Origin of the sequence: Paenibacillus sp. FSL R5-0887 (assembly GCF_038002305.1) — a bacterium.
Lineage (GTDB): Bacteria > Bacillota > Bacilli > Paenibacillales > Paenibacillaceae > Paenibacillus_AQ > Paenibacillus_AQ odorifer.
In genome coordinates, this window is record NZ_JBBOCE010000001.1 from 3,776,905 (window position 1) to 3,801,378 (window position 24,474).

At 44.7% G+C, this 24,474-nt stretch carries 24 protein-coding genes and 1 other annotated feature; of the genes, 10 read left to right on the forward strand and 14 right to left on the reverse strand.

Annotation, left to right across the window (positions count from 1 at the left end; all coding sequences use genetic code 11):
- Positions 1–48: 48 nt before the first annotated feature.
- From MKY14_RS16875 to MKY14_RS16905, 7 genes are all read right to left on the reverse strand, one after another.
- Positions 49–1,674 (reverse strand): putative polysaccharide biosynthesis protein, encoded by a 1,626-nt coding sequence (locus tag MKY14_RS16875; protein WP_076279677.1) that lies wholly within the window; start codon positions 1,672–1,674, stop codon positions 49–51.
- A gap of 26 nt (positions 1,675–1,700) precedes the next feature.
- Entirely contained in the window at positions 1,701–2,186 is a 486-nt protein-coding gene (locus MKY14_RS16880) for a DUF456 domain-containing protein (protein WP_038573189.1), read from the reverse strand.
- A gap of 58 nt (positions 2,187–2,244) precedes the next feature.
- Complete coding sequence (locus MKY14_RS16885; protein WP_076302418.1) at positions 2,245–3,012, reverse strand: Cof-type HAD-IIB family hydrolase; 768 nt, start codon at positions 3,010–3,012, stop codon at positions 2,245–2,247.
- A 75-nt stretch (positions 3,013–3,087) separates the two neighbouring features.
- Positions 3,088–5,193 carry a peptidoglycan D,D-transpeptidase FtsI family protein gene (locus MKY14_RS16890; protein ID WP_076193375.1) on the reverse strand — a complete coding sequence of 702 codons (2,106 nt, stop codon included), beginning with the start codon at positions 5,191–5,193 and terminating at the stop codon, positions 3,088–3,090.
- Positions 5,194–5,224: 31 nt separating this feature from the next.
- Positions 5,225–7,300, reverse strand: coding sequence for a peptidoglycan D,D-transpeptidase FtsI family protein (locus tag MKY14_RS16895; protein ID WP_339244854.1), 2,076 nt, complete (start codon positions 7,298–7,300; stop codon positions 5,225–5,227).
- A 173-nt stretch (positions 7,301–7,473) separates the two neighbouring features.
- Entirely contained in the window at positions 7,474–8,619 is a 1,146-nt protein-coding gene (locus tag MKY14_RS16900) for a transglutaminase domain-containing protein (protein WP_340976928.1), read from the reverse strand.
- A gap of 63 nt (positions 8,620–8,682) precedes the next feature.
- Positions 8,683–9,120: a hypothetical protein gene (locus tag MKY14_RS16905; protein ID WP_076127990.1), complete on the reverse strand. Its 438-nt coding sequence runs from the start codon at positions 9,118–9,120 to the stop codon at positions 8,683–8,685.
- Positions 9,121–9,390: 270 nt separating this feature from the next.
- Between MKY14_RS16905 and MKY14_RS16910 the strand changes: the two genes are divergently transcribed.
- Both MKY14_RS16910 and MKY14_RS16915 read left to right on the forward strand, forming a co-directional pair.
- Complete coding sequence (locus MKY14_RS16910; protein WP_076127992.1) at positions 9,391–10,578, forward strand: MFS transporter; 1,188 nt, start codon at positions 9,391–9,393, stop codon at positions 10,576–10,578.
- 133 nt (positions 10,579–10,711) lie between these two features.
- Complete coding sequence (locus MKY14_RS16915) at positions 10,712–11,059, forward strand: DNA primase (RefSeq protein WP_036685586.1); 348 nt, start codon at positions 10,712–10,714, stop codon at positions 11,057–11,059.
- Positions 11,060–11,154: 95 nt separating this feature from the next.
- Here the strand turns inward: MKY14_RS16915 and MKY14_RS16920 are convergent, their stop codons facing one another.
- Entirely contained in the window at positions 11,155–11,772 is a 618-nt protein-coding gene (locus MKY14_RS16920) for an SCO family protein (RefSeq protein ID WP_139331113.1), read from the reverse strand.
- Between the two features lie 23 nt (positions 11,773–11,795).
- On the reverse strand, positions 11,796–12,728 hold the full coding sequence (gene cyoE, locus MKY14_RS16925) for a heme o synthase (RefSeq protein WP_036685285.1): 933 nt from the start codon (positions 12,726–12,728) through the stop codon (positions 11,796–11,798).
- A gap of 232 nt (positions 12,729–12,960) precedes the next feature.
- On the opposite strand from cyoE, the gene MKY14_RS16930 reads away from it, so the two are divergent.
- Positions 12,961–13,962, forward strand: coding sequence for a metal-dependent hydrolase (locus tag MKY14_RS16930; RefSeq protein ID WP_076218717.1), 1,002 nt, complete (start codon positions 12,961–12,963; stop codon positions 13,960–13,962).
- Between the two features lie 105 nt (positions 13,963–14,067).
- Positions 14,068–14,256, forward strand: a complete 189-nt coding sequence (locus MKY14_RS16935; RefSeq protein WP_036685291.1) for a hypothetical protein — start codon at positions 14,068–14,070, stop codon at positions 14,254–14,256.
- A gap of 2 nt (positions 14,257–14,258) precedes the next feature.
- On the opposite strand, the gene trpS is transcribed toward MKY14_RS16935, so the two are convergent.
- On the reverse strand, positions 14,259–15,245 hold the full coding sequence (gene trpS / locus MKY14_RS16940) for a tryptophan--tRNA ligase (RefSeq protein WP_036685592.1): 987 nt from the start codon (positions 15,243–15,245) through the stop codon (positions 14,259–14,261).
- Between the two features lie 63 nt (positions 15,246–15,308).
- Positions 15,309–15,548: a binding site (T-box leader), on the reverse strand.
- A gap of 134 nt (positions 15,549–15,682) precedes the next feature.
- On the opposite strand from trpS, the gene MKY14_RS16945 reads away from it, so the two are divergent.
- Together MKY14_RS16945 and MKY14_RS16950 are read left to right on the forward strand one after the other, a co-directional pair.
- Positions 15,683–16,657 (forward strand): aldose 1-epimerase, encoded by a 975-nt coding sequence (locus tag MKY14_RS16945; RefSeq protein ID WP_076184767.1) that lies wholly within the window; start codon positions 15,683–15,685, stop codon positions 16,655–16,657.
- Positions 16,658–16,857: 200 nt separating this feature from the next.
- Positions 16,858–17,088 carry an alpha/beta-type small acid-soluble spore protein gene (locus MKY14_RS16950; protein WP_036685295.1) on the forward strand — a complete coding sequence of 77 codons (231 nt, stop codon included), beginning with the start codon at positions 16,858–16,860 and terminating at the stop codon, positions 17,086–17,088.
- A gap of 153 nt (positions 17,089–17,241) precedes the next feature.
- Here the strand turns inward: MKY14_RS16950 and MKY14_RS16955 are convergent, their stop codons facing one another.
- Both MKY14_RS16955 and MKY14_RS16960 read right to left on the reverse strand, forming a co-directional pair.
- On the reverse strand, positions 17,242–17,652 hold the full coding sequence (locus MKY14_RS16955) for a hypothetical protein (RefSeq protein ID WP_036685297.1): 411 nt from the start codon (positions 17,650–17,652) through the stop codon (positions 17,242–17,244).
- 612 nt (positions 17,653–18,264) lie between these two features.
- Complete coding sequence (locus MKY14_RS16960; protein ID WP_076184769.1) at positions 18,265–20,064, reverse strand: M3 family oligoendopeptidase; 1,800 nt, start codon at positions 20,062–20,064, stop codon at positions 18,265–18,267.
- Positions 20,065–20,182: 118 nt separating this feature from the next.
- Here MKY14_RS16960 and MKY14_RS16965 point away from each other — a divergent pair, with 118 nt between their 5' ends.
- Together MKY14_RS16965 and MKY14_RS16970 are read left to right on the forward strand one after the other, a co-directional pair.
- Positions 20,183–20,374, forward strand: coding sequence for a YycC family protein (locus MKY14_RS16965; protein ID WP_036685305.1), 192 nt, complete (start codon positions 20,183–20,185; stop codon positions 20,372–20,374).
- The gene (locus tag MKY14_RS16970) at positions 20,371–20,601 is read left to right on the forward strand and encodes a hypothetical protein (RefSeq protein ID WP_036685307.1); all 231 of its coding nucleotides are present in this window, start codon (positions 20,371–20,373) and stop codon (positions 20,599–20,601) included. Before MKY14_RS16965 ends, MKY14_RS16970 begins: the two co-directional genes overlap by 4 nt.
- Before the next feature lie 78 nt (positions 20,602–20,679).
- Here the strand turns inward: MKY14_RS16970 and MKY14_RS16975 are convergent, their stop codons facing one another.
- Positions 20,680–21,396 (reverse strand): DUF2225 domain-containing protein, encoded by a 717-nt coding sequence (locus tag MKY14_RS16975; protein ID WP_036685310.1) that lies wholly within the window; start codon positions 21,394–21,396, stop codon positions 20,680–20,682.
- A gap of 36 nt (positions 21,397–21,432) precedes the next feature.
- Positions 21,433–21,816, reverse strand: a complete 384-nt coding sequence (locus MKY14_RS16980; protein ID WP_076134176.1) for a globin domain-containing protein — start codon at positions 21,814–21,816, stop codon at positions 21,433–21,435.
- Positions 21,817–22,228: 412 nt separating this feature from the next.
- Here MKY14_RS16980 and ylbJ point away from each other — a divergent pair, with 412 nt between their 5' ends.
- Complete coding sequence (gene ylbJ / locus MKY14_RS16985; protein ID WP_340976929.1) at positions 22,229–23,491, forward strand: sporulation integral membrane protein YlbJ; 1,263 nt, start codon at positions 22,229–22,231, stop codon at positions 23,489–23,491.
- Between the two features lie 74 nt (positions 23,492–23,565).
- Positions 23,566–24,369, forward strand: coding sequence for an NAD kinase (locus MKY14_RS16990; protein ID WP_076184770.1), 804 nt, complete (start codon positions 23,566–23,568; stop codon positions 24,367–24,369).
- Positions 24,370–24,474 lie beyond the last annotated feature (105 nt).

Below are 24,474 nucleotides of genomic sequence, written 5' to 3' on the forward strand. Positions count from 1 at the left end.
CTATTTTCTACTCTTTAAGTGAAGCAAAATGCAGTGTAGAAGTCAAACCTATTCTCTCATACGAACACGTGCAGGCTGTAACTTCATCAGCGGATTCAATAATTTTTGCAGCGCCCGCGGATAACTGGAGATTTCCTGTTTAGTCAGCACACCCAGCACAATAAGCAGTACTAGATAAATAACAACAACGGCTGCTCCTACAACAAGACAAGTGATCAGAAACGCCAAACGTGCAGGCATCAGATCTGTTAACAGAATCCCAGCCTCATTCAAGCCATAACCAATCCCGCCGGACACAAGTACCGCAATCACGAAACCGCCCCAACGTTTGCCCATAATTTCAAAAGGCACAATCGATTTCAGCATACGTAAGTTAAGCAAAGTAATGACCACGAAACAAAGTGCTGTTGCACCGATGATTCCGTAGATGCCAAATACCTTACTAAGTAATAAGCTTGCCACTAATTTTACAATAATACCCGCTAACACATAATACATGGAAATTCGCGATTTGCCCATACCTAACAAAATAGAGTTCGTTGTCATCATCGTAATCTGAAAAATCGTTCCTAAAGTAAGCATGGCTACGATACCACTGCCATCTAAACTACTGAATAAGAGGCCATTAACTGAATATGCAGCAACTACGAGTGATAGAACAATCGGTGCTCCTGTTAAAATAGAGATACGAAGCGCTAACGTCACTTGCCCTTTTAGATGTTTCTCATCCCGACGGGCATATGCAGCTGAAATAATTGGTATTAGTGAAGTGCTCAGTGCTATAGAAAGAACCGGCGGAATCCCGGCGACACTCTGTGCCCGACTCCCGAAAATACCCAAAGCACGTGTGGCATCAGCTACACCAACTTGTCCACTCAGTAACGGTACAATTAAAGATGTATCAATAAAGTTCACTACTGGAACCGTAACTGAAGATAGAACGATAGGAATGGATAATTTAAATATATCCTTATAAATTCCAAATAGAGGAAGCTTCGCTTCATTCGTTTCGTATAACGCAGTTTGCCCCTCACTACGCCGTAATTTCATAGCGTAATAGAGCATTACACCAAAAGCACCAACACTACCAAATACACTACCGAATGATGCTCCAGCAGCCATCCAAGTGTTGTCGTACCCTTTTTGTAACAATACAAATGCCAGAAGAACAGCTGTAGATACCCTCGCGATCTGCTCCACAATTTGAGAGATGCCACCAGCCATCATATTATTCCGCCCTTGAAAGTACCCACGCATCATTGCTATAGAAGGGAAGAGTAGGAGTGCCGGAGCTATGGCCCGGATCGCCAAAGTACTTTCAGGAACTTTTGCATATTCTGCATAATAAGGAGCACCTATGTATAACAATGCGCTCATAATTACGCCAACTACAACACCAAAGATTAATGCCGCCCGATACACCTGCTGAGCTTCATTTGGTCTATTCAGTGCATAACGCTCAGATACCATTTTACTTAATGTACTTGGAATCCCTGCTGTAGCCAGCGGTAATAACATTAAATAAACTGTGTTTGCCTGTGTAAATGAAGCATTACCAACATCATTAAATAAATGCTCCAGCGGCACACGCTGGACAAGCCCGAGTACCCTTGCCACCAAAGCTGCAGCAGCAAGGATAAGCGTGCCTTTAACAAAAGACTCTTTCTTGGACAAACTCTTTCCCCTTCTTCACTGTTAAATTAAAACCGGGCGACCCATATAAAAAAGAGGACGACCATAATTACCTGCAACACGATTTTGACCAAGGTGCTGCTAAATAAGCCGAGTATGGAGCCAACACTTACCTTAGCAGCTTTAGACGGGGAAGATCCCACGATCAGTTCTCCAATAAAAGCCCCTAGAAATGGTCCAATGATAAGACCAAAAGCGGGAATAACAAAAGGTCCCAAGATCAGCCCGATCGTGCTCCCGATAATCGATGAACGTGAACCGCCAAATTTTTTGACACCCCACGCTCCTACAACATAATCAGCAACAAAAAGAACTACAACGATCAGTGTTTGAATAATCCAGAACCAAACCCCAAAGGGCTCAAAAGAAAAGAACCAGCCGTATACAAAAAAGGCAAGATAGATCGCTAACGCACCCGGCAGTATGGGATACACAGCCCCTGCCAATCCTACAGCAAACAAAACAATAATAAGAATCCAACCCAGGATCGTCAATTCCTTAACCTCCTACTAGCATAATGCTCCATGGATTCACTTCGCAGTACTGCTTTTATTATTTGCTGCCTACAGAGGCTGCAGCTTCGGTAAAGATATACTTTTGGATGACCTCGGCAATCCCGTCTTGATTATTGGTCGCCACCACAACATCAGCCTCTTGTTTAACCGTCTTTTGCGCATTGCCCATGGCAACCCCAAGCCCAGCCTGCTGGATCGCCGCCAGATCGTTAAGGCTGTCGCCCACAGCTACAACTTGCGACATTTCTATTCCCAGCAGCTTGCAGACTTCCTTTATTCCTGCTGCCTTATTCACGCCTAGAGGATTAATCTCCAGATTGTGCGGAGAAGAGTTCGTGATCTCCAGTCCACCCATATCTTGAAGACGAAGCAACAGCTTATGACGAAGCTCATCATCTTCAGTGTGATAACCGAATTTAAGCCATTCTCTACCCGTTACATCCCCATCCCAGTTATCCTGTTTAAGAACTTCGTCCAGAGAATAAGCCCAGAACCAGATGTCATCTGCTTTTGCAAGATCATACATTTCTTGTACCAGCTTGGGATCCATTAGTGATCTCCGGTATATTTCATGTGGCGCTCTCCACACCTCACTGCCGTTCACAGTGATCATCGGTGTCTCTAAACCTAGCTGCTCTGCATAGGGTAAGGCACTTACAAATGCCCGGCCTGTCGACAGACAGACATGAACGCCTGCGTTGACCGCCTTTTGAATCCATTCCACCGTTGTGGGTGTAATTATCTGATCATCATTCAGTAGGGTTCCATCCATATCCAATGCAAGCAGGCGGTATTTGGCAATCATTTGCCACCCCTCCATTCTTGTATGCTCTCTATTGAGAAGCTGTTTATTTTTTAAATCTTAGCCATAGGGTCAGAGTTACTCGGTACCTGTAGTCTCTCCCTCCTTCGCATTATCATTAGTATTATTACCAGACTGGAGACTTTTCTTTGGAACTCCATCAAGGCCATATTCCCAATCATAGGCATCAAATATTTTACGTGCGACTGGTGCCGCACTTTGTGAACCAAAACCACCTTCAGGGATTACAACCGCCACAGCCAACTTAGGATTATTACGTGGAGCATATGCAATAAATACCCCATTATCGCGAATTTCACCCTTAGCTACTTGCTGAGAGGTTCCCGTCTTACGGGCAAAGTCATAAGGGAAATCAGAAAAAGCACTAACTTCACTTCGCATCCCCTGCTTAATTTCATTCCAGTAGGACTTATCGAAGTTTGTTACTTCATCAAGCACCTCACGTTTAAACTCTTTGACTATATTTCCATCTGCATCAGTAATCTTGCTAACCAATTGAGGTTTAATCCGCTGTCCTTCATTAGCAAGTGTTGTAACATACTGTGCAAGCTGCATTACTGTATAACTTCCTTGTTGTCCGAAAGAGGCATAGACCAGTGCGGACTGCGCACTACCAGCAGCTTCTATATTGGTATAGTTTCTTTGACCCAAGAATTCATTTGGCAGGTCAATTCCCGTAGATACACCAAGGCCGAACTCTTTCATATAGACATCCCAGATGTCTATCCCCTTGCTTTTATATTTGTCATACAATCTTTTACCGACCATATCGACCATAAATGCATTCGAGGATTTCTCAATGGCTCTAGCAGGATCCAAAGAACCATATACGTGGTTAGAAGAGTTTCTTACCTTCGTTTCATGCCCAGACTTACCAAAAGTCGCAAAACCTCTATCCTGATAATAAGAAGAAGTTGAAAACAACCCTTCATTCAGGCCCACGAGTACACTCAAAGGTTTAATCGTTGAACCTAGAAGCAATACAGATCTTAGTCCATTCCCTGAAGTTCCTGAAGAAATAGGAGTTATCGTGCCGTTCTGATAGTTATCCATAATACTGTTCCAGACATCTGCAGATAAAGAACCCGTTGTCCAAACATTCGTATCATAGTCAGGCATACTCGCCATAGCAACAATATTGCCAGTATCTACTTCCATCGCTACTGCATATCCCGTTAAAGCATTCGGATGCGTTCTGCCTTGTACGGTATTAGAGTGCAACCATTTGAGCTGATCTGTTATCGCCTGTTCTGTCTTCATCTGAACGTTCTTATTAATCGTTGTCCAGATGTCATTTCCTTTGACAGGCGGAACGACACGCTCAATTTTCTCCGCCATATTCTGTGGATTGACAGAAATTTCCTGATAGCCGTTTTGCCCGCGAAGCTCACGCTGATATTTCAGCTCCAGCCCATCGAATCCAACAAATTCATCATCCTTATACGTTAGCCCTGGCTCCGGATTGTTTTTCATAGCACTTAGAATGTTTTTATAAATATTAAGACTGTTCGCGGATTTGAAGGGTTTGATATAACCAATCGTCTGTACAGCAACCGTATCTTTATCGTAATGACGAATGCTCTCCTCGACAATCTCAAGCCCCGGATATTCTCCTTTATGTTCCATGAAATAAGCAACTTCTTCAGTAGTCAGATCAGCCTTAATTCGCCGTGCCATAAAGCCAAGTGATTTACGGAAATATAAATCCAACGCATCAATTACATCTTTCTCCGTCATCTTCTCTGCATTTGGATCCCCATATTTATTGAAATCAGCTACCAGCTTGGCTGCCAATGCATCAGACTTGGCCTTAGCCTCTGGGGTCAGCGTTGTTTTACCGGTGACTTTATCTGTTTCCTTAGCCGTATACTCTTTATTGAGTGTGATATACAGCGATTGAACAGGTGTGGAATAAGCTAGCTTCTCACCACCTGCAGCGTATATAACCCCTCTCATGGAAGCTAACGGTACATTTTTAGTATCTCTACTCGTCTCTACCTCAGTTAAAGTTGGACCTTCCACGAACTGCAGAACAGCTAGTCGGATGATGATTACGCAAAATATAACGAACGTGCTAAAGAAAAACACGTTGAGTCGCAGGCCAATGGAACTTTTGCTGCTGGTCTCGTCAGGAGGTGAGGCCTGCTTACGGAAAAAACTCACAGTTTTTCTCTCCTTTTTCTCTAATTTAAGCTTATTGTTCTTGAACGGGATCTGCCACAGGTGGAATATTCTTCTTCGGAACCCCATCCAGCCCATATTCCCAATCATAAGCATCAAAAATCTTACGGGCAACCGGAGCTGCACTATTGGAGCCAAAGCCGCCTTCCGGAATCACAACCGCTACAGCCAGCTTCGGATTCTCACGTGGAGCAAAGGCAATAAAGACCCCGTTATCACGGTTTATATTTTTTCTATCCGTTTTTTCAGAGGTTCCTGTCTTACGGGCAAAATCATAAGGAAAATCGTCAAAAGCACTAACTTTACTGCTCATTCCCTGTTTGATTTCTCTCCAGAACGATTTATCAAAGGTTACGCTATTAAGCACTTCTTTTTTAAATTCCTTAACCACCTTACCTTGCGCATCAGTAATCTTACTTACAAGCTGCGGTTTAATTCGAACACCTTCATTTGCAAGTGTAGTAGCATACTGGGCAAGCTGTAATGTAGTATAACTGCCTTGCTGGCCAAAAGATGCGTAGACGAGCGCGGCCTGTGAGCTCCCTGCAGCCTTGAAATCTGTATAGTTAATCTGACCTGGTGATTCACCGGGAAGACCACTTTGTGTTGACACACCCAGTCCGAACTTTTTCATATATTCGTCCCAGACCTCTACACCTTTATCCCCCAGGTATTTCTTGTATAGTTGCTTTCCGACCATATCTACCATAAATACGTTAGAGGATTGCTTGATAGCATCAGCCGGATACAGTTTTCCATAGACGTGACCTGATGAATTTCTAACCGATGATTTATCATCCTTACCGAAATAGGTAATCCCCACATCGGGATAGGTGCTCGAGGTGTTAAAAAACCCTTCATTTAAACCAATTAATACACTTAACGGTTTAATGGTCGATCCCAAGAATACAAGTGAGCTAAAATCATGACCCGATCTCCCGGAAGAATTCGAGGTAATTGTACCATTCAGATGATTATTCATAATTTTATTCCAGACAGATGTAGGCAGCGAGTCCTTTGTCCATACATTCGAATCGTAATCAGGCATACTCGCCATAGCGACAATATTCCCAGTCTCTACTTCCATTGCTACTGCATAACCTGTTAAAGCATCAGGATGAGTTTCGCCTTGAACAGCATTGGTGTGCAGCCATTTAATCTGATCCAATATGGCCTGTTCAGTCTTCATCTGAACATTCTTATTAATGGTCATCCAAATGTTATTGCCTTTTACAGGGGGAACGGTCTGTTCTACCTTCTCCGCCATATTTTGAGGAGTGACCGAAATGACCTGATAACCATTTTCTCCGCGCAGTTCGCGTTGATACTGCATTTCCAGACCGTCAAATCCTACATATTCTTCCGTTTTATACATAAGTCCCGGTGAAGAATTGTCTTTCATTGCACTACGAATATTTTTGTACATCGCTATGTCTTCGGTTGATTTAAAAGGTTTACCAAAACCCACCGTCTGCACAGCTACCGTATCTTTATCGTAGTGGCGTACACTTTCTTCCACAATGGTAATACCTGGATATTCATCCTTATGTTCCATGAAATAAGCTATTTCTTCTGAAGTTAGCCCTGCTTTTATACGACGCGGTACATAACCCAGATACTTTTTAAAGTCCAGATCAAGTAAATCCAGCACGTCCTGCTGCGTTAACTTAGGGGCATCTGCACTTCCATATTTCTCAAACTCCGCTACTAATCTTGCTGCAAGGTCATTAGACTTATTTTTCGCTTTTTCCGTTAGTGAGGTTTCACCCGTTACTTTATCGGTAGTTTTAGCTGTATATTCCTTATTTAGGGTAAGATAGAGCGACTCAATAGGTGTAGAATAGGCTATCTGCTCACCCCCGGCAGCAAAAATAATCCCTCGCATGGCTGCCAGCGGAACAAACTTCGTATCCCGTTTGATCTCTTCTTCTGTCAGCAAAGCTCCCTCAGTAAACTGCAAACCTGCAAGACGCACAATAATGATACAAAAAATAAAAAAGGTGCCAAAGAAAAACAGATTCAATCTCAGACCTACAGAATGTTTCGAAGATTTCCCGTCCGCAGGCGGGAGCTGCTTCCCAAAGCTCACCAGCTTTCTTCCCTTCTATATAAAAATAATGTCTGAATTGCCTTAGCCAGCGACATTGCTCTTATAATGAAGGTGATTTCTAAGAAGCTGATTGTGAGCATTGCACTCGCATTTGTGTTAGAGCGGTTGGTATGAGTTTATTGTACCACACGGAAGGAGTGCGGCGCCCTCACTCAGAGTGCGTTCTCCCTAATATGCGTATCGTCAAAATCCTTCGGATTAAACCAATCCCCACTGCTCGCCCAAGTGGGATCCAATGGAATCCAAGCTTGCCGGTCACTTATATAAACTTCATTCCAGGCATGTGCGCCATACCCGCCTCGACCATCATAGCCTTGACCCGTTACAACGCGCACCTGCAATCCTTGGGAGCGGGCCATTACAGCGTAAAGACGTGCATAATCAATACATACCCCTATGCGTGTGTCGAAGGTATCCTGCGGGGTCTGTTCATGCCAAATTCTATTTTTTTCATAATTTTCCGCTTTGGCGTAATCATAAGTTACTCGTGTTCCTACCCAATCATACAGTAGTTTGGCTTTCTTCTCGTCTCCTTGCGCTTGTCCAATAATATCTTCAGCCGCACCCACAATATCTTGTGGAATGTCATGATCAATAACTTCATATTTTCTGCGCAGGATATCATTCATCTCAGCTGCAACGGTCTTCGTCAGAATAGGCAGCTTTTTCTGCACTGTCTCCCCAACAAAGGGCTCAAATACAGCGGCAGCGCTTTGACTGTAGATCGGAGAAGATTCCACATAACGGCTAAATTGACTTTCTGGATTTAGGCCAACACAAATGAAGAGAGCAAGCACAATAATTAAACCACGAGTCAAACCTATAATTAATCCTATGATAGCTCCGCCCATACGGCTTACTTGCGTAATCTTTCTGTCCTTAAATGTCTTGGTGCGCCGTAGCTGATGGAATGGGAGCAGTATAGACAACAATCCCAGAAGCATGCGAATTAAGATATAAGAGAGCAATAACAACAATAGAAACCGCACCAGCGGCGATTCCGCCAGCACAGACACAGCCGTATAATAAATTTGCTGCCACTGGGTCAGCTGTTTATCAGGCAGACTTATTCCTGCTGCCCAAGTCTGTACATGAGGATTGAGATAAGCCGCAGCAGGAATGGCCAGCACCAAAGAAGCTATTGTATACAGTCCTGTTCCCAGCAGACCGAATAATCTTCCGGTAGCACTTGAGAACCCTCTGCTCCAGCCTTGCAATAGTGAAAAGACTACTACCAGCAGGAGGGCGATGGAGATGATATTTGCATCACTCAGACTAGTCAACCAACCGTTTATCATATCCGATCTCCCCTTTCAGTCGCCCGCTTGCTTGTTTTTGATAATGATTTAAACTGAAGCCGTTTATTGATGTTTCCGAGCTTCCTCGATAAATGTTTGTGTGGTATCAGTAATACTCCACTTCCCAAGACTAACTCCGCGGAAAGTAACCTCTACCTTATCTTCGCCAGTAGTACCTTTCACTTCAATATTCGGAGTTGTAATCGTAAATGTTCCGTCACCATTTGAAGTGTACTTCGCATCCTGCGCCTCTTTAAGCATAACCTCTTGTGCTTCCTTCTTCACCGTACTTACCGTTCCATCTGCCACCTTATTCACAGCGTTACCAATTTGGTCCATTGTCACACCACTATAGATGAATAGACCTACAACGATAATAATGACAATCGCCCATTTCAACATCGTTTTGACCAAATTAACAACCGCGAACAACAGAATGAGCGCAATAACAATAACTAACCAATTCTCTCTAATAAACTGTGACCACACCTCTGGATCCATCAACCTCACAACACCCCTATCACCTAGTTTCGTCCTAAGGATTATCTCCTCTATAGACATGACGCCAATATTAATTATTATACATGAATGCCCATCATAATTCATGGTTCCACAGCCAGAGAAAGGTATACCTGCTTATAGGAATTAAAAAAGCGGTATAAGCCCTCTCTGTCCCACGTAAAGTACAAGTAGTTGCTTAAATTTGATCTTCTTAAAATCCGCCTTCCTGCATTAATCTTTATTGTAGGTGGCTCTCGGAGGTGTTTCCCTGTGAAAACTGCGCTGTGGCTGTACCTGTTTCTTTTTCTGGCGTTTTTTGATTTACATGCACAGTATCCTATTCTAACGCCCTTTGCCATCTCTCTTGGTGCGGGACCCGCCTTTATTGGCTGGATGATGGGCATGTATTCGTTAACCCATCTTCCTGGCAATTTGCTCGCAGGCGTACTCGTCGATCGTAATGGCAGCCGCCGCTACATCGTCTTTAGCCTTGTTACTGCGGGAGCCATTCTACTGCTGCAGGCTCATGCTCAGCTTCCGTGGCATTTGCTGATGCTACGAGCAGCAAGCGGGTTCGCGCTCGCCTTCCTCTCTCCAGCGTGCATGACCTTGCTGGCTTCATTATCATCTGATGCTACTGAGCAGGGGAAATATATGTCCGGACATGGTATCGTTCATACCTTAGCTTCAGTGGTATCCCCGGCAGCGGGGGCCTTTATCGTAGCTAAAGCTGGCTATTCCGGCACCTTCACCACATTGGGATGGCTGCTTATCGCTACAGGCATCATGGCTTTTTTCAGTGTACCGGCGCCTGCCCGGCGTTTAGTGCGCCCTGTAAACTCTGCAGCACCTCCTTTAAAAAAACAGGATCTTCCTTCGGTCCCTATATCCGATGCCAATCCAGTTTCCAAACGTTATTATCTGCTGCCTTTTTTCGTTTCTTGTTCACAAGGGGTTCTGTTCTTTGAACTTCCTCTATCTCAGACCGGAAGTAATAGCATTGTTTCCACAGGAATTCTTTTATCGCTCCTTAGCTTAGGGGCTTTGGTAACACTCAGTTTGTTCTTCCTGAACCGCTTTTCCCCAGGAGGAAGAATAGCCGTGGCCTTGCTAGGTATGGCCCTTTGTTTTTTTGCGCTCGCCTCACTTCACAGCATTCCCGCTTCCGTTATTCTCTTTATGCTGGGTGCAGCCAAAGGAATATTATTTCCTGCAATGGCATCGCTCTTTATTAGTCTAGGTGGACCAGGACGTATGGGACGCACCTTCTCCATGCAGTCGATAGCCATGTCACTAGGCGCATTCGCAGGCCCTGTGGCCGCAGGACAATTAAGAGCCGTTGTTTCACCTTATTTCATTGCCTTTCTATTGCTGATGGTTGCACTATTACTGCTTCCGCCAAAAAATTCAACCAAACTGTCTACCTACTCTTCCAAATGGAATGGGCGGGCCGCATGATTTATTGTTTTTACGACATTTCCCGGGGAATGAAGATTTTCCTGTAGAAACAGTTGTTAAAACTGCTCCTCCTTCGGTAAACTATAATGAGTCTGTAAGTTCAGACTTCATTTCCGGAGGTGATTGTCAGCAAATGTCCATTACGATTATTGTCGAAGGCAAAAACGATCGCAGCAGATTACGACGCGTGCTGGTACCGGAAGTCGAAATCCTCTGTACCTTTGGTACATTAAATACGCTCAAACTCGAGTCCCTGCGACAAAAAGTAGGAGATGGAGAAGTATATCTTTATATGGATAACGACAGTTCAGGCAAAAAAATACGCGGGATTCTCCGCGATGCCTTTCCCGATGCTGGTCACATCTATACACGCCGGGGTTATGCCGGAGTGGAAGGCACTCCAGATGAATACAATATCAATCAGCTTGAAAAAGCGGGTCTGGAAGAGTTCATCATTTACCCTGAACCCATTCCTTTTTGATTCGCGATATATTGCCTAAGAAATTAAAAACGCCTTTTTCGTTATCCTTCAATAAATGGGATTCGAAAAAGGCGTTTCTGTTATGCGGTTATGTTCTATTCACGAGCCAATTCATTCAGCCTATCGGCAAGAAATTCAGGCGTTATGTTATCCGTATCCCCTGCGTCATACAATGCACGGAGACGATTGTCCCGATCAACCAATGCTATGCGATTGGCATGTACGAAATTTTCTTTACTATTCCCTGCAATTAGTACTTTAAAAGAATCAGTTGCCAGCTTACGAATGACTTCCTGATCCCCCCGTAAGAAGTACCAACCCTTATAATCTGCCTGGAAACGGTCCGCAAAGCTTTTAATGGCTTCACGCGTATCATTCTCTGGATCAAAAGAAATGGAGACGAACGCCGTATCTTTTCCAAAGCTGCCATCGTCGACCAGAATTTTCTGCGTCTGAGATAACAGAAACGTAGTTATAGGACATACATCCGGACATTGTGTGAAAAAAAAGTATACCAGCCGCGCCTTACCTTGTGTATCAGCCAGAGTAATCTGGTTTCCATCCACATTTTCAAGTGAAAAGTCCTGCACTTCTCCGATTACCGGCAGTTTTTCTTTTCCTAAATTCAAAGAATTAACTGCCAGATAACCAGCCATTACCAAAGCAAGCAATAGTAGAATCCAGGTCCATTTATAACGCTTAAAGGTCTGCACGGACAATAATACCCTCCCTCTTCTTAACCGTGAATCGTATTCAATACAAGTACGATCAAACTTACCGTTAGGTAGTTAATGGAGAAGAGGAAGTTCTTCTTCGCCCAGACTTCGTCATCTTTTGCTGCAAAGCCCATCAAGGTTATGATTAACCAAGCCAGGGACAGCGCTGTTGAAATCACCAGATAAAAAATGCCTGCATAATCGTAGGCGTACATTAACACTGGAATAGGCAGCAACAGTGCTACATAAGGAATCATTTGAAACTTCGTACGACGTGTTCCTTTGACTACAGGCAGCAGCGGAAATCCAGCGGCTCTATATTCTTCTTTACGTCTAATCCCGAGTGCCCAGAAATGGGGAGGTTGCCACAGAAACAACATCGCAAACATCAGCCAAGCCCCTAGATCAACTGTTCCCGTAACTGCAACGTAGCCAATTACCGGTGGCATAGCTCCAGAGATCGCACCTACTGAAGTGCTCCATGTTGATGTCCGTTTCAACCAAAGGGTGTATACTACAACGTAAACGAACATCCCTACAATCCCGAACAGACCGGCTAAAACTCCGGAAAAAGCAAACAGTACAATCAAGCCCGCAATCCCTAGCCCAATAGCATACAGCAATACGGTTTTGGGTTTCAGTCGTCCTGTAGGAAGCCCCCGATCGCGCGTTCTTTCCATCTTCATGTCCAGGTCACGGTCGAAATAGTTATTAAAAACACAGGCCGAAGCCATAACCAGCATTGTACCGAGCAGAGTCAGAACTAATCTGCCGTATTGAACATCCCAACCTGAAGCCAGCCAATATCCTGCAAAGGCAGCGATGAGGTTAGATCGGATAATACCGGGTTTTGTTACGGTAATGAAATCACGCCAACTTGCACCTTCCGGTGGAGATTTTGCAGACATAGCTGCAGAATCGGAAGAAGCTTGAAATGTTATATGATTATCCACACCAAATGATCCTCCTTCTAAACGAACTTCTAACGTTCTAGCCGAAGCACTAAATAGACTTCGCTGTTAACTTTATCATATCAAACCCGAGGAGACTTTGACAGTCATGGCACAGTATGTTCATGAATTTGACAATTACGTGACAATATTTATTTCCAGCCCGTTAATAACCTAAGCTGTATTTGGGTAATTATTAATAATGTACTTCCGAACAACAAAGGAGAACTGACCAATGGACACCGCTACACATTTAGTTATGGGCATAGGGTTAGCCGGACTTTCATTCGTAGATCCTGTCGTTGCTTCTGACCCTAAACTGGCCGGGGCCGTTATGCTGGCTACGATTTTAGGCTCACAAGCTCCTGATGCCGATACCGCATTAAGACTAAAGGACAATGCAATATATATTCGTAATCACCGGGGAATCACACACTCCTTGCCTTTTCTAATTTTGTGGCCCGCTCTGATTGCCCTAGTCTTAGGGCCTCTGTTTGGATTTACTGATTTGGCAGCTTTAAGCCATGTTGCACTCTGGGGTTTCATAGGCGTAGGCGTGCACGTCTTCTCTGATCTGTTTAACACCTATGGAACCCAGGCCGCCCGTCCATTTACTGAGAAATGGATTGCCTGGAATATCATCCACATTTTCGATCCATTTATTTTTGGCAGCCATATCGCAGCTATTCTACTCTGGATCACTGGGATTGTGCCGCCCAAACCTTTATTTATTACGCTTTATGCCTGTACCATTCTTTATTATATTTGGAGAACGGTTGTTCATGCCCGCCTTACACGAAACATCAAGCTTAAAGATATACACCATAATGCTGGTGAACGTTATATTGTAATCCCTACAATTTCACTTAAACGCTGGAACGTAGTTAAAGTGAAAAAAGACGGCAGCTATGACGTTGGACAGCTACTGAACAACCGCCTGGAATGGTTCAAACATGCGGTCTGCTCGAATCATCCCGCTGTGGAAATATCCAAGTCGCATCCAGATATTCAGTCCTTTCTATATTTCACCTCTTATGCGGTTGCCGAAGTGGAGGAGCTTCCTTCAGGATATATGGTGCGCTGGGGAGACGTTCGTTATTTACACCGCAAACAATACCCTTTTGTGGCTGTATTAGTTATGGATAACCAATATAAACCTTTAAATACTTATGTAGGCTGGCTTAGCAGTGATAAGCTCGACAAACGATTTTCCATCGACCCTGGTTCTTTACGATGAAACTGTAGACTTACTGAGAGATCTATTCTATAATCACAAAAAATCCCGGAGTATTTTATAATACTCCGGGATTCATTTTAGCAGACACGGAAAGGAAGGCTCTTAATGGGTAAAGGACTCTCACTTTGGTTCGCTTGTTCTTCTATTCTTATTCTCACTGCCGCTTCAATCGCGATCAGCTATAGCTTCTGGCTGGCACTTCTGCTTGGTTTTCTTTGCGTAATGAATATTGGCTGGGGATTTATCCTCAAAGCCAGAATTAGACGCAAACAGGAAAGCTTAAGCTCTGACTAAGATTAACGAGCTGGCAGAAAGCCCATCCGCTCTTTTACGCCATTCAACGTCTCAGCTGCAACAATACGTGCACGTTCAGCACCTTCAGCAAGAATATCAGTGATCGCACCTGAACTGCGAATTTCATGATATCTTTGTTGCAAAGGCTCAAGTGTGGATACAACCACTTCCCCAAGATCCTTCTTAAAGCCACCATACATTTGTCCTTCATAACGATCGGCAATTTGCTGGAGGGACATCCCAGAACATTCCGAGTAAATACTCATCAAGTTACTAATCTCTGGCTTGTTAGCCGGATCAAAGATCACTTCACGTCCAGAATCAGTCGTTGCGCGGCTGATTTTTTTACGGATCACATCCGGCGAATCCAACAGGGCAATATAGCTGCCTGCATTCGGGCTGCTCTTGCTCATTTTTTTAGTGCCATCATCCAGAGACATAATGCGTGCGCCAACTTCAGGGATATACGGTTCAGGAATCGTAAAGAATTCGCCAAAACGGTTATTGAAACGGCCAGCTAAATCACGGGTCAACTCCAAGTGCTGCTTCTGATCTTCACCTACTGGCACAAGATCCGCATTATAAACAAGAATATCTGCTGCCATTAAAGAAGGATATACGAATAGCCCCGCACCAACTGAATCCTTACCTGATGATTTATCTTTGAACTGTGTCATACGCTCAAGCTCGCCCATTGCCGTTAGCGTAGTCATGATCCAGCCCAATTCCGCATGCTGAGGCACATGAGACTGCATATATACATTCGAACGCACAGGATCAATTCCTGCCGCGATAAAGAGTGCAGCTACAGCTTCAGACTGCTCACGCAGTGCCGCAGGATCTTGAGCAACGGTGATCGCATGCATATCGACAACCATAAAGAAACATTGATGATCGTCTTGCAGCTTCACAAAATTTTTCAGCGCTCCGATATAGTTACCCAAAGTTAGAGAACCGCTCGGTTGTATGCCTGACATTACTTTTTTCAACATAATATAGACCTCCGTTAGATGTAATTTCCGATTTCCGAGAACGCAAAAAAAGCCTCATCCGCAAGGGACGTGAGACCGTGGTGCCACCCTTATTCGCTGCTTAACCTTTGTATAGTCAAAGGGAAACAGCCTTAGTCTTCCGTTAACGGGGAAGATCCGGCCGGTCTACTAGGGCATCTTGCTCCCGTTCAAGCGCGGCGCTCAGGGGTCCATTCATCAGGAGTGTCCTACCGGTTCGCATCAACCACCGGCTTTCTGAAGGTGCATTTCCTGTCTACTTGTCCCCGTCATCACATTCTCATCATAATTTAATGCCTTCATCATAGAACCATAAAGAGAAGTTGTCAAATCACTTAACCACTTCCGCATAAATCTGTTATGATAAGGTTATCCATGTTCTATTCGATTACAGTTACGATAAAGGAGCATATCTCATGAAACAGGTGACCAAAGGGCAGTGGGGCGGTTATGATACTTATATTTTGCACAGCCGCGAACTGGAAGTCACGCTTTTGCCGCGACTAGGAAACAACGTGATTTCATTGTTTGATGTAAAAGAACAACGGGAAATTCTGCGGCGGCCTGATGAAAGCGATCAAGCTTTCTTTATGCAAAAACCTTACCATTTTGGCATCCCGCTCTTAATTCCACCCGGAAGAATTCGTAAAGGAAAATTTCAATTCGAGGGTACAAGTTATCAATTTGACCAGAATACCGCTGGTGACAATCATATCCATGGTCTACACCGGACTCAATCCTGGTGTGTCAGCGATATTGAGGAAGACGAGGACGGTTGTGCAGTCACTACTGAATTCCTTACTGAAGATGATCCGCACTGGATGGAGCAATTTCCCATTCCACTCAAATTCGAAATGACATTCAGGCTTCAGGATGCCCGGCTCAGCCAGACTTTAAAGGTTACAAATCTCGGCGATCATCGTATTCCCTTTGGGATCGGTTATCACACCTGGTTTATGATCGATGGAGAACCTGAACGCTGGAATCTCAAGCTGCCCGTAAACAGCATTTATGAACTAAACGATGAATTGCTCCCTAGCGGCAATCTAATTCCACTTGGTGATCTAGATTCACTAAACTCTGGAATCAACCTCCAGGGAACTAATTTTGATACTGCTCTACGTATTGGTGACAAGCAGCCCGTAGAAGCCTTGCTATTACGCGATGATGGTTATGGTCTTCGTTATACAGCTGACGAGAATCATTTCCGCCACTGGGTCCTGTATACCAAAGGGCCGGCCGATCAATTTCTGTGCATCGAACCTTACACCTGGCTCCCGGATGCTCCTAACGTTTCCGATGACCCTTCCTTCACGGGCTTGCTGAAGGTAGAACCAGGTCAAAGTCTTGAGCTGTCCACTATGCTGGAAATGATCTATCCCGAGAATTAAAGCAGATATACATTATATCGGTCTTCCCTTGCGTTTACGTAAGAGAAGGCCGATTTTTTGTGCGAGCTTAGTTATTTGGGCTTTCTACCCTTACTTTTAATCGACTAATAATTACCATCCTTAAAACCTTTCGATAGCATGCATGAATTAGCCTCTTAGCGCTCATACTATCTTCACAACGGGCGAAGGAGGTGACACACATGGGTCAAGCAGGTCAAGGTCGTAGCAGCCGTTCCAATAACCTTGTAGTTCCTCAAGCAAATGCAGCGTTGCAACAATTGAAATATGAAGCAGCACAAGAGCTTGGAGTAACGATCCCAGCTGACGGTTATTACGGGAACTACACTTCCCGCGAAACTGGTTCTTTGGGAGGTTACATCACTAAACGTCTAGTACAACTGGCAGAACAACAACTGTCCGGTCGTCAGTAACATCGTTATCTTAAGTGTTTTATCCGGCAGAGGTCTTAAACAGCCTATTGCCGACTAGCTTTCAAACCTCTCACACTTCTTCTAGAAGCTGTGGGGGGTTTTTCTAATTTATAGCCTATAGTCCCAGCTGCAAACAATTTTTATGTAAAACGTTTAACTTAAAAATTGATCAGCACTCTCGGCGTAAGCATTACGGGGAGATCGAATCATCAGATTCGCCATATTATAATTAGACTCCAGCGTAGCATCTACGATTAGCTTACCCTGTCTTATAGCGAATTCATAGCTGATCTCACCATGAGTCCAACGGCGTTTGTATTTCAGACTCTCCAGTGCCATTAGACGAAAAGAAGACTGCTGGCTCTCCGTTATTCCTTCCTTCACTTCTGTGAATCCACCCCCCCGACCGGCTAAAGGATGATGACGTATGCCGAATTTGCCAATGGTATTATTTCGTATTTGCACAAATACCGTACCGGAAGATAGTCCTGACAATTCCTCTTGCAGTTCCCTAAACACCAAATCCATCTGTCTTGCTAATGATAGCTGTTCTGTCTTAAGCATATCTTTCCTCCTAAAAGTTTTGTGAGCTTAGCTTCTTCGAGTTTACTTCGTCTTATAAATCGAACCCTAAATATTTGGGCTAAGGGTCCGTCGCTACTGCGGGGAATGTTTGGACTTCCAGCCGCTGTTGTCTCCAAATTTCTTGAATTCTTACGCGTATAGCGGGTGAAATTCGGAGACAAAGGCAGTCGCTCTCGCTCTTACAGTTCCAAAATTCCCCTCCGCCACTCCTTCCCCTTTTCCCAAGTTTCTGGTTCGATTTATATCGTTTTGTGAGCTTAGCTACTTCGAGTTTACTTCGTACAAATCGGCTTAGTAAGCGCTTACTTAAGCTTTTTGAGCTGAGCTCATTTGTCTTCCATGCAAGCCTTTTATAAGGCTCAAGGCTCATTATAGACCCCTTAAATACGTCAAACAACATTATTCTACAAAATTGGGTTATTATCCCTAGTAATGCGCAAAATTCATGGATCATTCGTATATTAATTTTTATAAACCGGGGGTTTTCGACATTTAAGCATTAAAAAAAGACCCCTTAACCGGGGTCTTTGCGTGTTCACACTGAAATTCCGTTATTTTTTGCGCACTGAAATTTGTCTTATTTTAGACATTTCATGCTAAATGCTCTGTCATCTCCAAGAACTCGTTGATATCAGCCACAATCAGATCTGTAGCTCCTTGCCAGAAATCCGGTTTTGTCAGATCCACACCCAAATGTTTGAGCACCAAATCCTCCAATGTCATCACGCCGGTATCCTGCAACAAGCTATCGTATTTGTCTGCAAAGGAAGCTCCCTCTTGTAATGCCAGACGATATAAGCCTGTACTGAACATATAACCAACGGTGTACGGGAAATTATAGAAAGGTACATCTGTGATATAGAAATGCAGCTTTGACGCCCAGAAGTGAGGATGGTATTCAGAAAGCACACCACAGAAAGCTTCTTTCTGTGCTTCCACCATCAGAGCGGACAGTTCCTCAGCATTTACAAGACCTTCCTTACGTTTCTCATAAAAGCGAGTCTCAAACAAGAATCGAGCGTGAATGTTCATAAAGAATGCCACACTGTTCTGTATCTTCGTTTCAAGCAGAGCCAGCTTCTCCTCTGCATTGCCCGCAGCTTTAACCTGAGCATCAGATACAATCACTTCTGCAAAGGTTGAAGCGGTCTCTGCAACGTTCATTGCATAATTCTGATTAAATACAGGTTGATCATCAAGCAGGTAGGAATGATAAGCATGTCCCAGCTCATGGGCCAATGTTGAAACATTGGAAGGTGTGCCGCTGTAAGTCATGAATATCCGTGATTCTTTACTCTCAGGGAAGGAAGTACAGAATCCACCAGGGCGTTTGCCATTACGATCCTCAACCTCGATCCAGTTATTATCAAAGGCACGCTCTGCAAACTCAGCCATCTTAGGACTAAATTTACGGAACTGTGTGACGATATCCTTCGCAGCTTGATCATAAGGGATCTTGCCGGAGGATTTGCCTACAGGAGCTTCGACATCGACCCATGAGAGAGAATCCAGTCCCAGCAGCTTGGCTTTACGCTGAAGGTAGGACACAAGTACAGGTTTGCTATTCGTAATCACGTCCCACATCGTATTTAAGGTGTCCTGTGTCATACGATTGATGCTGAGCGGATCTTTCAGAACATCGTCCCACCCTCTGCCCTTATAGAGCTTCAGGCGGAAGCCTGCTAAGTGATTTAAGGTATCCGCGCAATTATCTGCCGCTTCAGTCCAAGCCTCTTCCCATTTATGGAACATCGTTTGCCGCACTTTTGGATCTGGATCATCCAGCTTATTAAAAGCTTGACCAGCAGATAGCAGCTTTGTTCCTTCTTCATCCTCAAATGGGATCTTGATCGAGCTAACAATCGTATCATAGTGCCCGCTCCATCCATGATATCCGTCAACAGCTAATTCCAACGCTAAGCTTTCCAGCTCAGGGCTCATCTTCTCACGGGCCAAATCACGGCTCTCGCTCAGTACGAACGTTAAAGGAGCAATCTCTGGACGAGCCATCCACTCAGCCCATACCTTGTCCGTAGTCTGACGAAGTACATTGCTAAATTGCGAGCTGATCCCTTCGAATCCGGCGCGCATGCTTGTCACTTTGGCCGCCAGCCTTACCGCACCCTTGTCCATCTGATTCTGAGCGCCTAGACAGTCTGCGAAGGAAGTGACCTCCACAAGTCTTCCTGAACAGCTCTGAAGCAATGCTATAACCTCATCCAATGCTTTGGTAGACGCAACATCCGTTGGTGCCACAGCATCCTTCACAAAGCCTTGCAAGGATAAAATATCTTTTTCAAGCTTGCTCAAGAACCCTTCTAACTCTGCAGACGAAGAACCCCCCGGAAAAATAGTATCAAGTTCCCAAGTCAGTGATAACGGTTGTTTCATGTGTACTCACCATTCCTTTGCTTTCATTTGACTTTCTTTGTAATTGTCTTAACACCATGGTAAAGTGAATAACGATATCTGAACATTTATAGCCGATAAACTTTAGGAGGGCATCCATATGAAGCCACTACAAATTTCACCGGAAACAGCCATTACGTTATCCAAGCAACTAGGCGTTCCTTTGGAACACTTGATGCATATGCCCCAACATATTTTACTACAAAAAATAGCGGAGCTATCCAAAAAAGAAAATCCCCCACAAACTGAGGGCGAAAATGAAGAGACTCCTTCTGGGAAGGACTCACAATGATTCCATTTAGTCATACCTGGCCTTATGACATCATTCTAGGCGATATGTATGTGCAATACTGTCCATTCTGCAACTCAGAGAATGTGCTTCTGCCTATGAAGCCAAAAGAATTACAAATCGTTCGTGACGGCAAGAAAAAACTGCTCGTCTTCCCCTGCTGCAGCGCCAGTCCTACAGTTATAGATAATGACGGCGATTACCTTTTGTTCGATCGAGCTGTCAGATAAGCAAATCCTAACATTTTCTTTCTACAAAGCGCAGAGGAGAATTTAATTCTCTTCTGCGCTTTTTGTTGTTCGCAAACATTATGAACTTGAAGACAAGCCTTCGATATCAACTTCAACATCTAGAGCCTCAGCACGCATTTGCTCCCGTAAAATAACCCACTGCTCACGTGCCGCTCGAATCATCGCCGCATCCATGATCTTCTGATCATTGATCAGACGGGAGAACCACATTACAGCCACTGAGTATTCTCCGATCCGCCGATTAAGTTCGCCGATCAGGTACATGAGCCGGGCATCATTGCCGGCAATGCCATCTATTTCATAGACCTTAACATACTCGTCCAAAGAATAGCGTAAAAAACGCTTCTCCTGCTCAGTCTCCCCTTGATAGCGATAGAGCCAAGCAATATGATGCAGCAGACTTGCGATAATCCGATCTTTATCGTTAATACTTTGAGCACATAAAAGCGCCAGCTTATAGGTCTCGAGCGCAGTTTCCCAGTCTCGTTTCTCTCCAAAGTCCCGGCTCTTCCAGCGTTTCCCTACCTGTTCATTAAATGCCTTGCGCTGGCGTTCCGTCAGCTTGTCAGCCGAATTTTCTGTGGAGGCAAACCCGCAATTGGGGCAGACCCGTACAACATAATAATCCGGATTCTCATTTTTATAATACGCGCAGAAATCAGCATCACGCCGAATAGCCTTTTTTAGACTAGGGCGTACCCGCGAGGTTGAAAATTCATTTTCACAGTTGCAACACTTGACCTTAATAGAATATAGGGGTATTAACTCTGTCAAGTACTCTCATTCCTTTCAGGATCAACCTGTCCCTTGTTATTCCTGGGGCATGTTAACAAAATGATGTGCAGGACCTGCAAGGCGGCTAAGCACGAATGAACGCAGTGGTTCTTCGACTCCAGTCTCCACCAGTGCCTCTTTCATACATTGTAACCACTCCTCAGCACGTTCTGGAGTAATAGGAATATGCATATGCCTTGCTCTCATCATGGGATGTCCATGTAATTCCGAATAAAGTGGACCCCCGCCAAAAAACTGTGTCAGGAATTGATATTGCTTCTCCAGAACTGGAGTAATATCTTCAGGGAACAAGGGTCCCAGCTGCGGATGAAGCTGTACCTTGGCATAGAACACTTCCACCAACCGATGTAGTGCTTCAGCCCCCCCTAGATTGTCATATATACTCTCATTTGGATTCATTGAGGTTACCAGCCTTCTTCCATATTAATGAAACGTTACTTATTTTATTATACCAAAGATAAGCATAACACGGATATCCGTCGAAAGTGCTCTCTAAACTACAGAAAAAAGGCGCTAAACTATAGTTCAGCGCCTGAAGAGTAAGGTTAGTAGGTCCTAAATTCCTCATCACCAGGAGGGACGAGAGAGACCCGGATTACATATACAAAAGCACAAACGAGAACTCCGGCTATAACGCTCATCGCCATCACTCCATCCCATTTAATCGTGTAACAGAGGGTGCATTTATTTATTACATAATATCATAATTCCTGCGAAAAAGCACAGATAATTGTAACCGCTTTCTCCATTTTTTTGTGCTGTTTGTCCCTCTTTTTGCATACATCTAACCATAGACCAGGAGGCGTTAATTATGACTTTTAAAAAGATTGGCGGCCCGCTGCTGGGATTCATATTGGCAGGTTGTATGCTGCTTATGTTACTTCATCCTGAAGCATCTCTTGCCGCAGCCTTACGTGGCCTGGCCATCTGGTGGGACGTGCTCTTCCCTTCACTGTTTCCCTTCTTCGTCATTTCTGAAATCATGCTAGGCTTAGGCATTGTCCATCTCTTCGGCGCTTTACTTGATCCACTGATGCGTCCCCTCTTCGGTATACCAGGCAGCGGTGGTTTTGTCGCGGCCATGGGATATGTATCAGGATATCCCGTTGGAGCCAAATTAACCGCTAAGCTGCGGGAGCAGAAGCTGATCAGCAGAATTGAAGGTGAACGCCTTGTAGCATTTACAACCTCCTCCGATCCTATTTTTCTATTAGGGGCGGTATCCGTTGGGTTCTTTCGCGATGCTTCTTTGGGGCTAATATTGGCACTAGCCCACTACGGAAGTGGCTTAATGGTTGGTCTCCTAATGTCATTTCATGGACGTAAGGAACAAAAGACCCCCACCCAAGACCCAACAAAAAGTAGTTCTGACGTCCCCTCTGCTCCAGCAAAACAAGGATTCGGCAGAATACATGCCGCACTCCTTGCGATGTCCGAAGCCCGGCGCAAGGATGGACGTAGCTTCGGGGAGCTGTTAAAAGGAGCGATCCAATCCTCGCTACAGCTTATTATTGTCGTAGGGGGTCTGGTTGTATTCTTCAACGTGCTAATGGAGCTGCTTGCCCGTGCCGGAATCCTGCCCTCACTATTTAGCCTGGCCGGATCTCTCGTCTCCCTTGTTGGAGGGCCTCCCGAATTAGCTCAGGCCTTGATCAGCGGATTATTCGAGGTCACCATAGGTGCCCGTTCTGCTGGTGAAGCCGCTTCTTCCATCCCGCTTCAATTCAAGGTCGCAGCAGCTGCCTTTATTCTCTCTTGGGGCGGATTATCTGTACATGCCCAAGTCGCCAGTATTTTGAACGGTACCGGGCTGCGTTATCTGCCGTTCTTAACTGCGAGACTAATACATGCCGTACTCGCAGCAGGTCTCGTGGTGCTGCTATGGAAGCCTGTGATGGGATCAGGATTGTCTTCTGCCTGGGTCTCTCTGCCAGCCTCCACCGCCTTCACACCTTCAGCCTCTGGTGTCACTGCCAGCCTAGCTCTACTGAGTCTTATACTGGCCGTTGCTCTTCTAGTGTCACTGCTTATTCCTGTCTTTATGGCAATGCTCCGATTGATGCGCCGAAGTTGATTACATATTGTGTTCCGGGGCAAGATTGATTATGATCGGTGTATGACGGAATTATATAAAGGAGCTTGTACATCTTGAGATATTATGTTCTGGACCGCGGTGATGAGCTGTCAATCAAACTTGCCGAGCAATTTCACAAGCTGGCGGCGGAGCGGGATTTGCAACTGGATGCCGAGTCTCCGGAAATCGTCATCTCGATAGGTGGAGACGGCACAATGCTGCACGCTTTTCATACCTTTATCGATCAGATTCCCAACTTAGCCTTTGTAGGTGTGCACACAGGACACCTCGGCTTCTATGCGGACTGGCAAGCAGAAGAGCTGCCCACCTTAATCGATTATATGTGCGGAACCGGTGATACTGAGCCGCAGAAACCGCGCATTGTGAAATATCCATTAATAGAGCTGGAGATTCACAAAAAATCGGGATCTTCGTCTCACATTGCCCTCAACGAATTTACCCTTAAAGGGGTGGATGGAACTATAATGATCCAAATCGACATCAATGATGTCACCTTCGAAATGTTCCGAGGCGATGGACTTTGTATTTCAACTCCCTCTGGCAGCACCGCTTATAACAAAAGCCTTGGTGGCGCTATGGTTCACCCTTCAATAGAAGCGCTGCAGATTGCCGAAATCGCGTCTATTAACAACCGTGTATTCCGGACAATGGGCTCGCCGCTACTACTGCCGAAGCATCATCATTGTGACATTTTTTCATGTAAAGACCAGCGTTTGCTGCTCACCGTAGATCATAACAACATTCCTGTTGATGACCTGATTTCAGTACGCTGTCAAGTTTCAGACAAAAAAGTCAGCTTCGCAAGGTATCGTCCGTTTCCGTTCTGGAACCGTGTCCGTGAAGCTTTCTTAGTCTGAGATCAGGGGATCAAAAAGCTGGAGATTTCAATATCTCCGGCTATTTTTGGTGTGACAAAACTAACACCAATTGATAGACATAGAGAGAAATCAAATGGTATAATG

Excerpts from the sequence above, each read along its gene's own strand:
- MKY14_RS16885 (WP_076302418.1), bottom strand. The coding sequence starts at position 3,012 with ATGATTGCCAAATACCGCCTGCTTGCATTGGATATGGATGGAACCCTA.
- MKY14_RS16900 (WP_340976928.1), bottom strand. The coding sequence starts at position 8,619 with ATGATAAACGGTTGGTTGACTAGTCTGAGTGATGCAAATATCATCTCC.
- MKY14_RS16905 (WP_076127990.1), bottom strand. The coding sequence starts at position 9,120 with ATGGATCCAGAGGTGTGGTCACAGTTTATTAGAGAGAATTGGTTAGTT.
- MKY14_RS16915 (WP_036685586.1), top strand. The coding sequence starts at position 10,712 with ATGTCCATTACGATTATTGTCGAAGGCAAAAACGATCGCAGCAGATTA.
- MKY14_RS16930 (WP_076218717.1), top strand. The coding sequence starts at position 12,961 with ATGGACACCGCTACACATTTAGTTATGGGCATAGGGTTAGCCGGACTT.
- MKY14_RS16935 (WP_036685291.1), top strand. The coding sequence starts at position 14,068 with ATGGGTAAAGGACTCTCACTTTGGTTCGCTTGTTCTTCTATTCTTATT.
- MKY14_RS16945 (WP_076184767.1), top strand. The coding sequence starts at position 15,683 with ATGAAACAGGTGACCAAAGGGCAGTGGGGCGGTTATGATACTTATATT.
- MKY14_RS16950 (WP_036685295.1), top strand. The coding sequence starts at position 16,858 with ATGGGTCAAGCAGGTCAAGGTCGTAGCAGCCGTTCCAATAACCTTGTA.
- MKY14_RS16955 (WP_036685297.1), bottom strand. The coding sequence starts at position 17,652 with ATGCTTAAGACAGAACAGCTATCATTAGCAAGACAGATGGATTTGGTG.
- MKY14_RS16960 (WP_076184769.1), bottom strand. The coding sequence starts at position 20,064 with ATGAAACAACCGTTATCACTGACTTGGGAACTTGATACTATTTTTCCG.
- MKY14_RS16965 (WP_036685305.1), top strand. The coding sequence starts at position 20,183 with ATGAAGCCACTACAAATTTCACCGGAAACAGCCATTACGTTATCCAAG.
- MKY14_RS16970 (WP_036685307.1), top strand. The coding sequence starts at position 20,371 with ATGATTCCATTTAGTCATACCTGGCCTTATGACATCATTCTAGGCGAT.
- MKY14_RS16980 (WP_076134176.1), bottom strand. The coding sequence starts at position 21,816 with ATGAATCCAAATGAGAGTATATATGACAATCTAGGGGGGGCTGAAGCA.
- ylbJ (WP_340976929.1), top strand. The coding sequence starts at position 22,229 with ATGACTTTTAAAAAGATTGGCGGCCCGCTGCTGGGATTCATATTGGCA.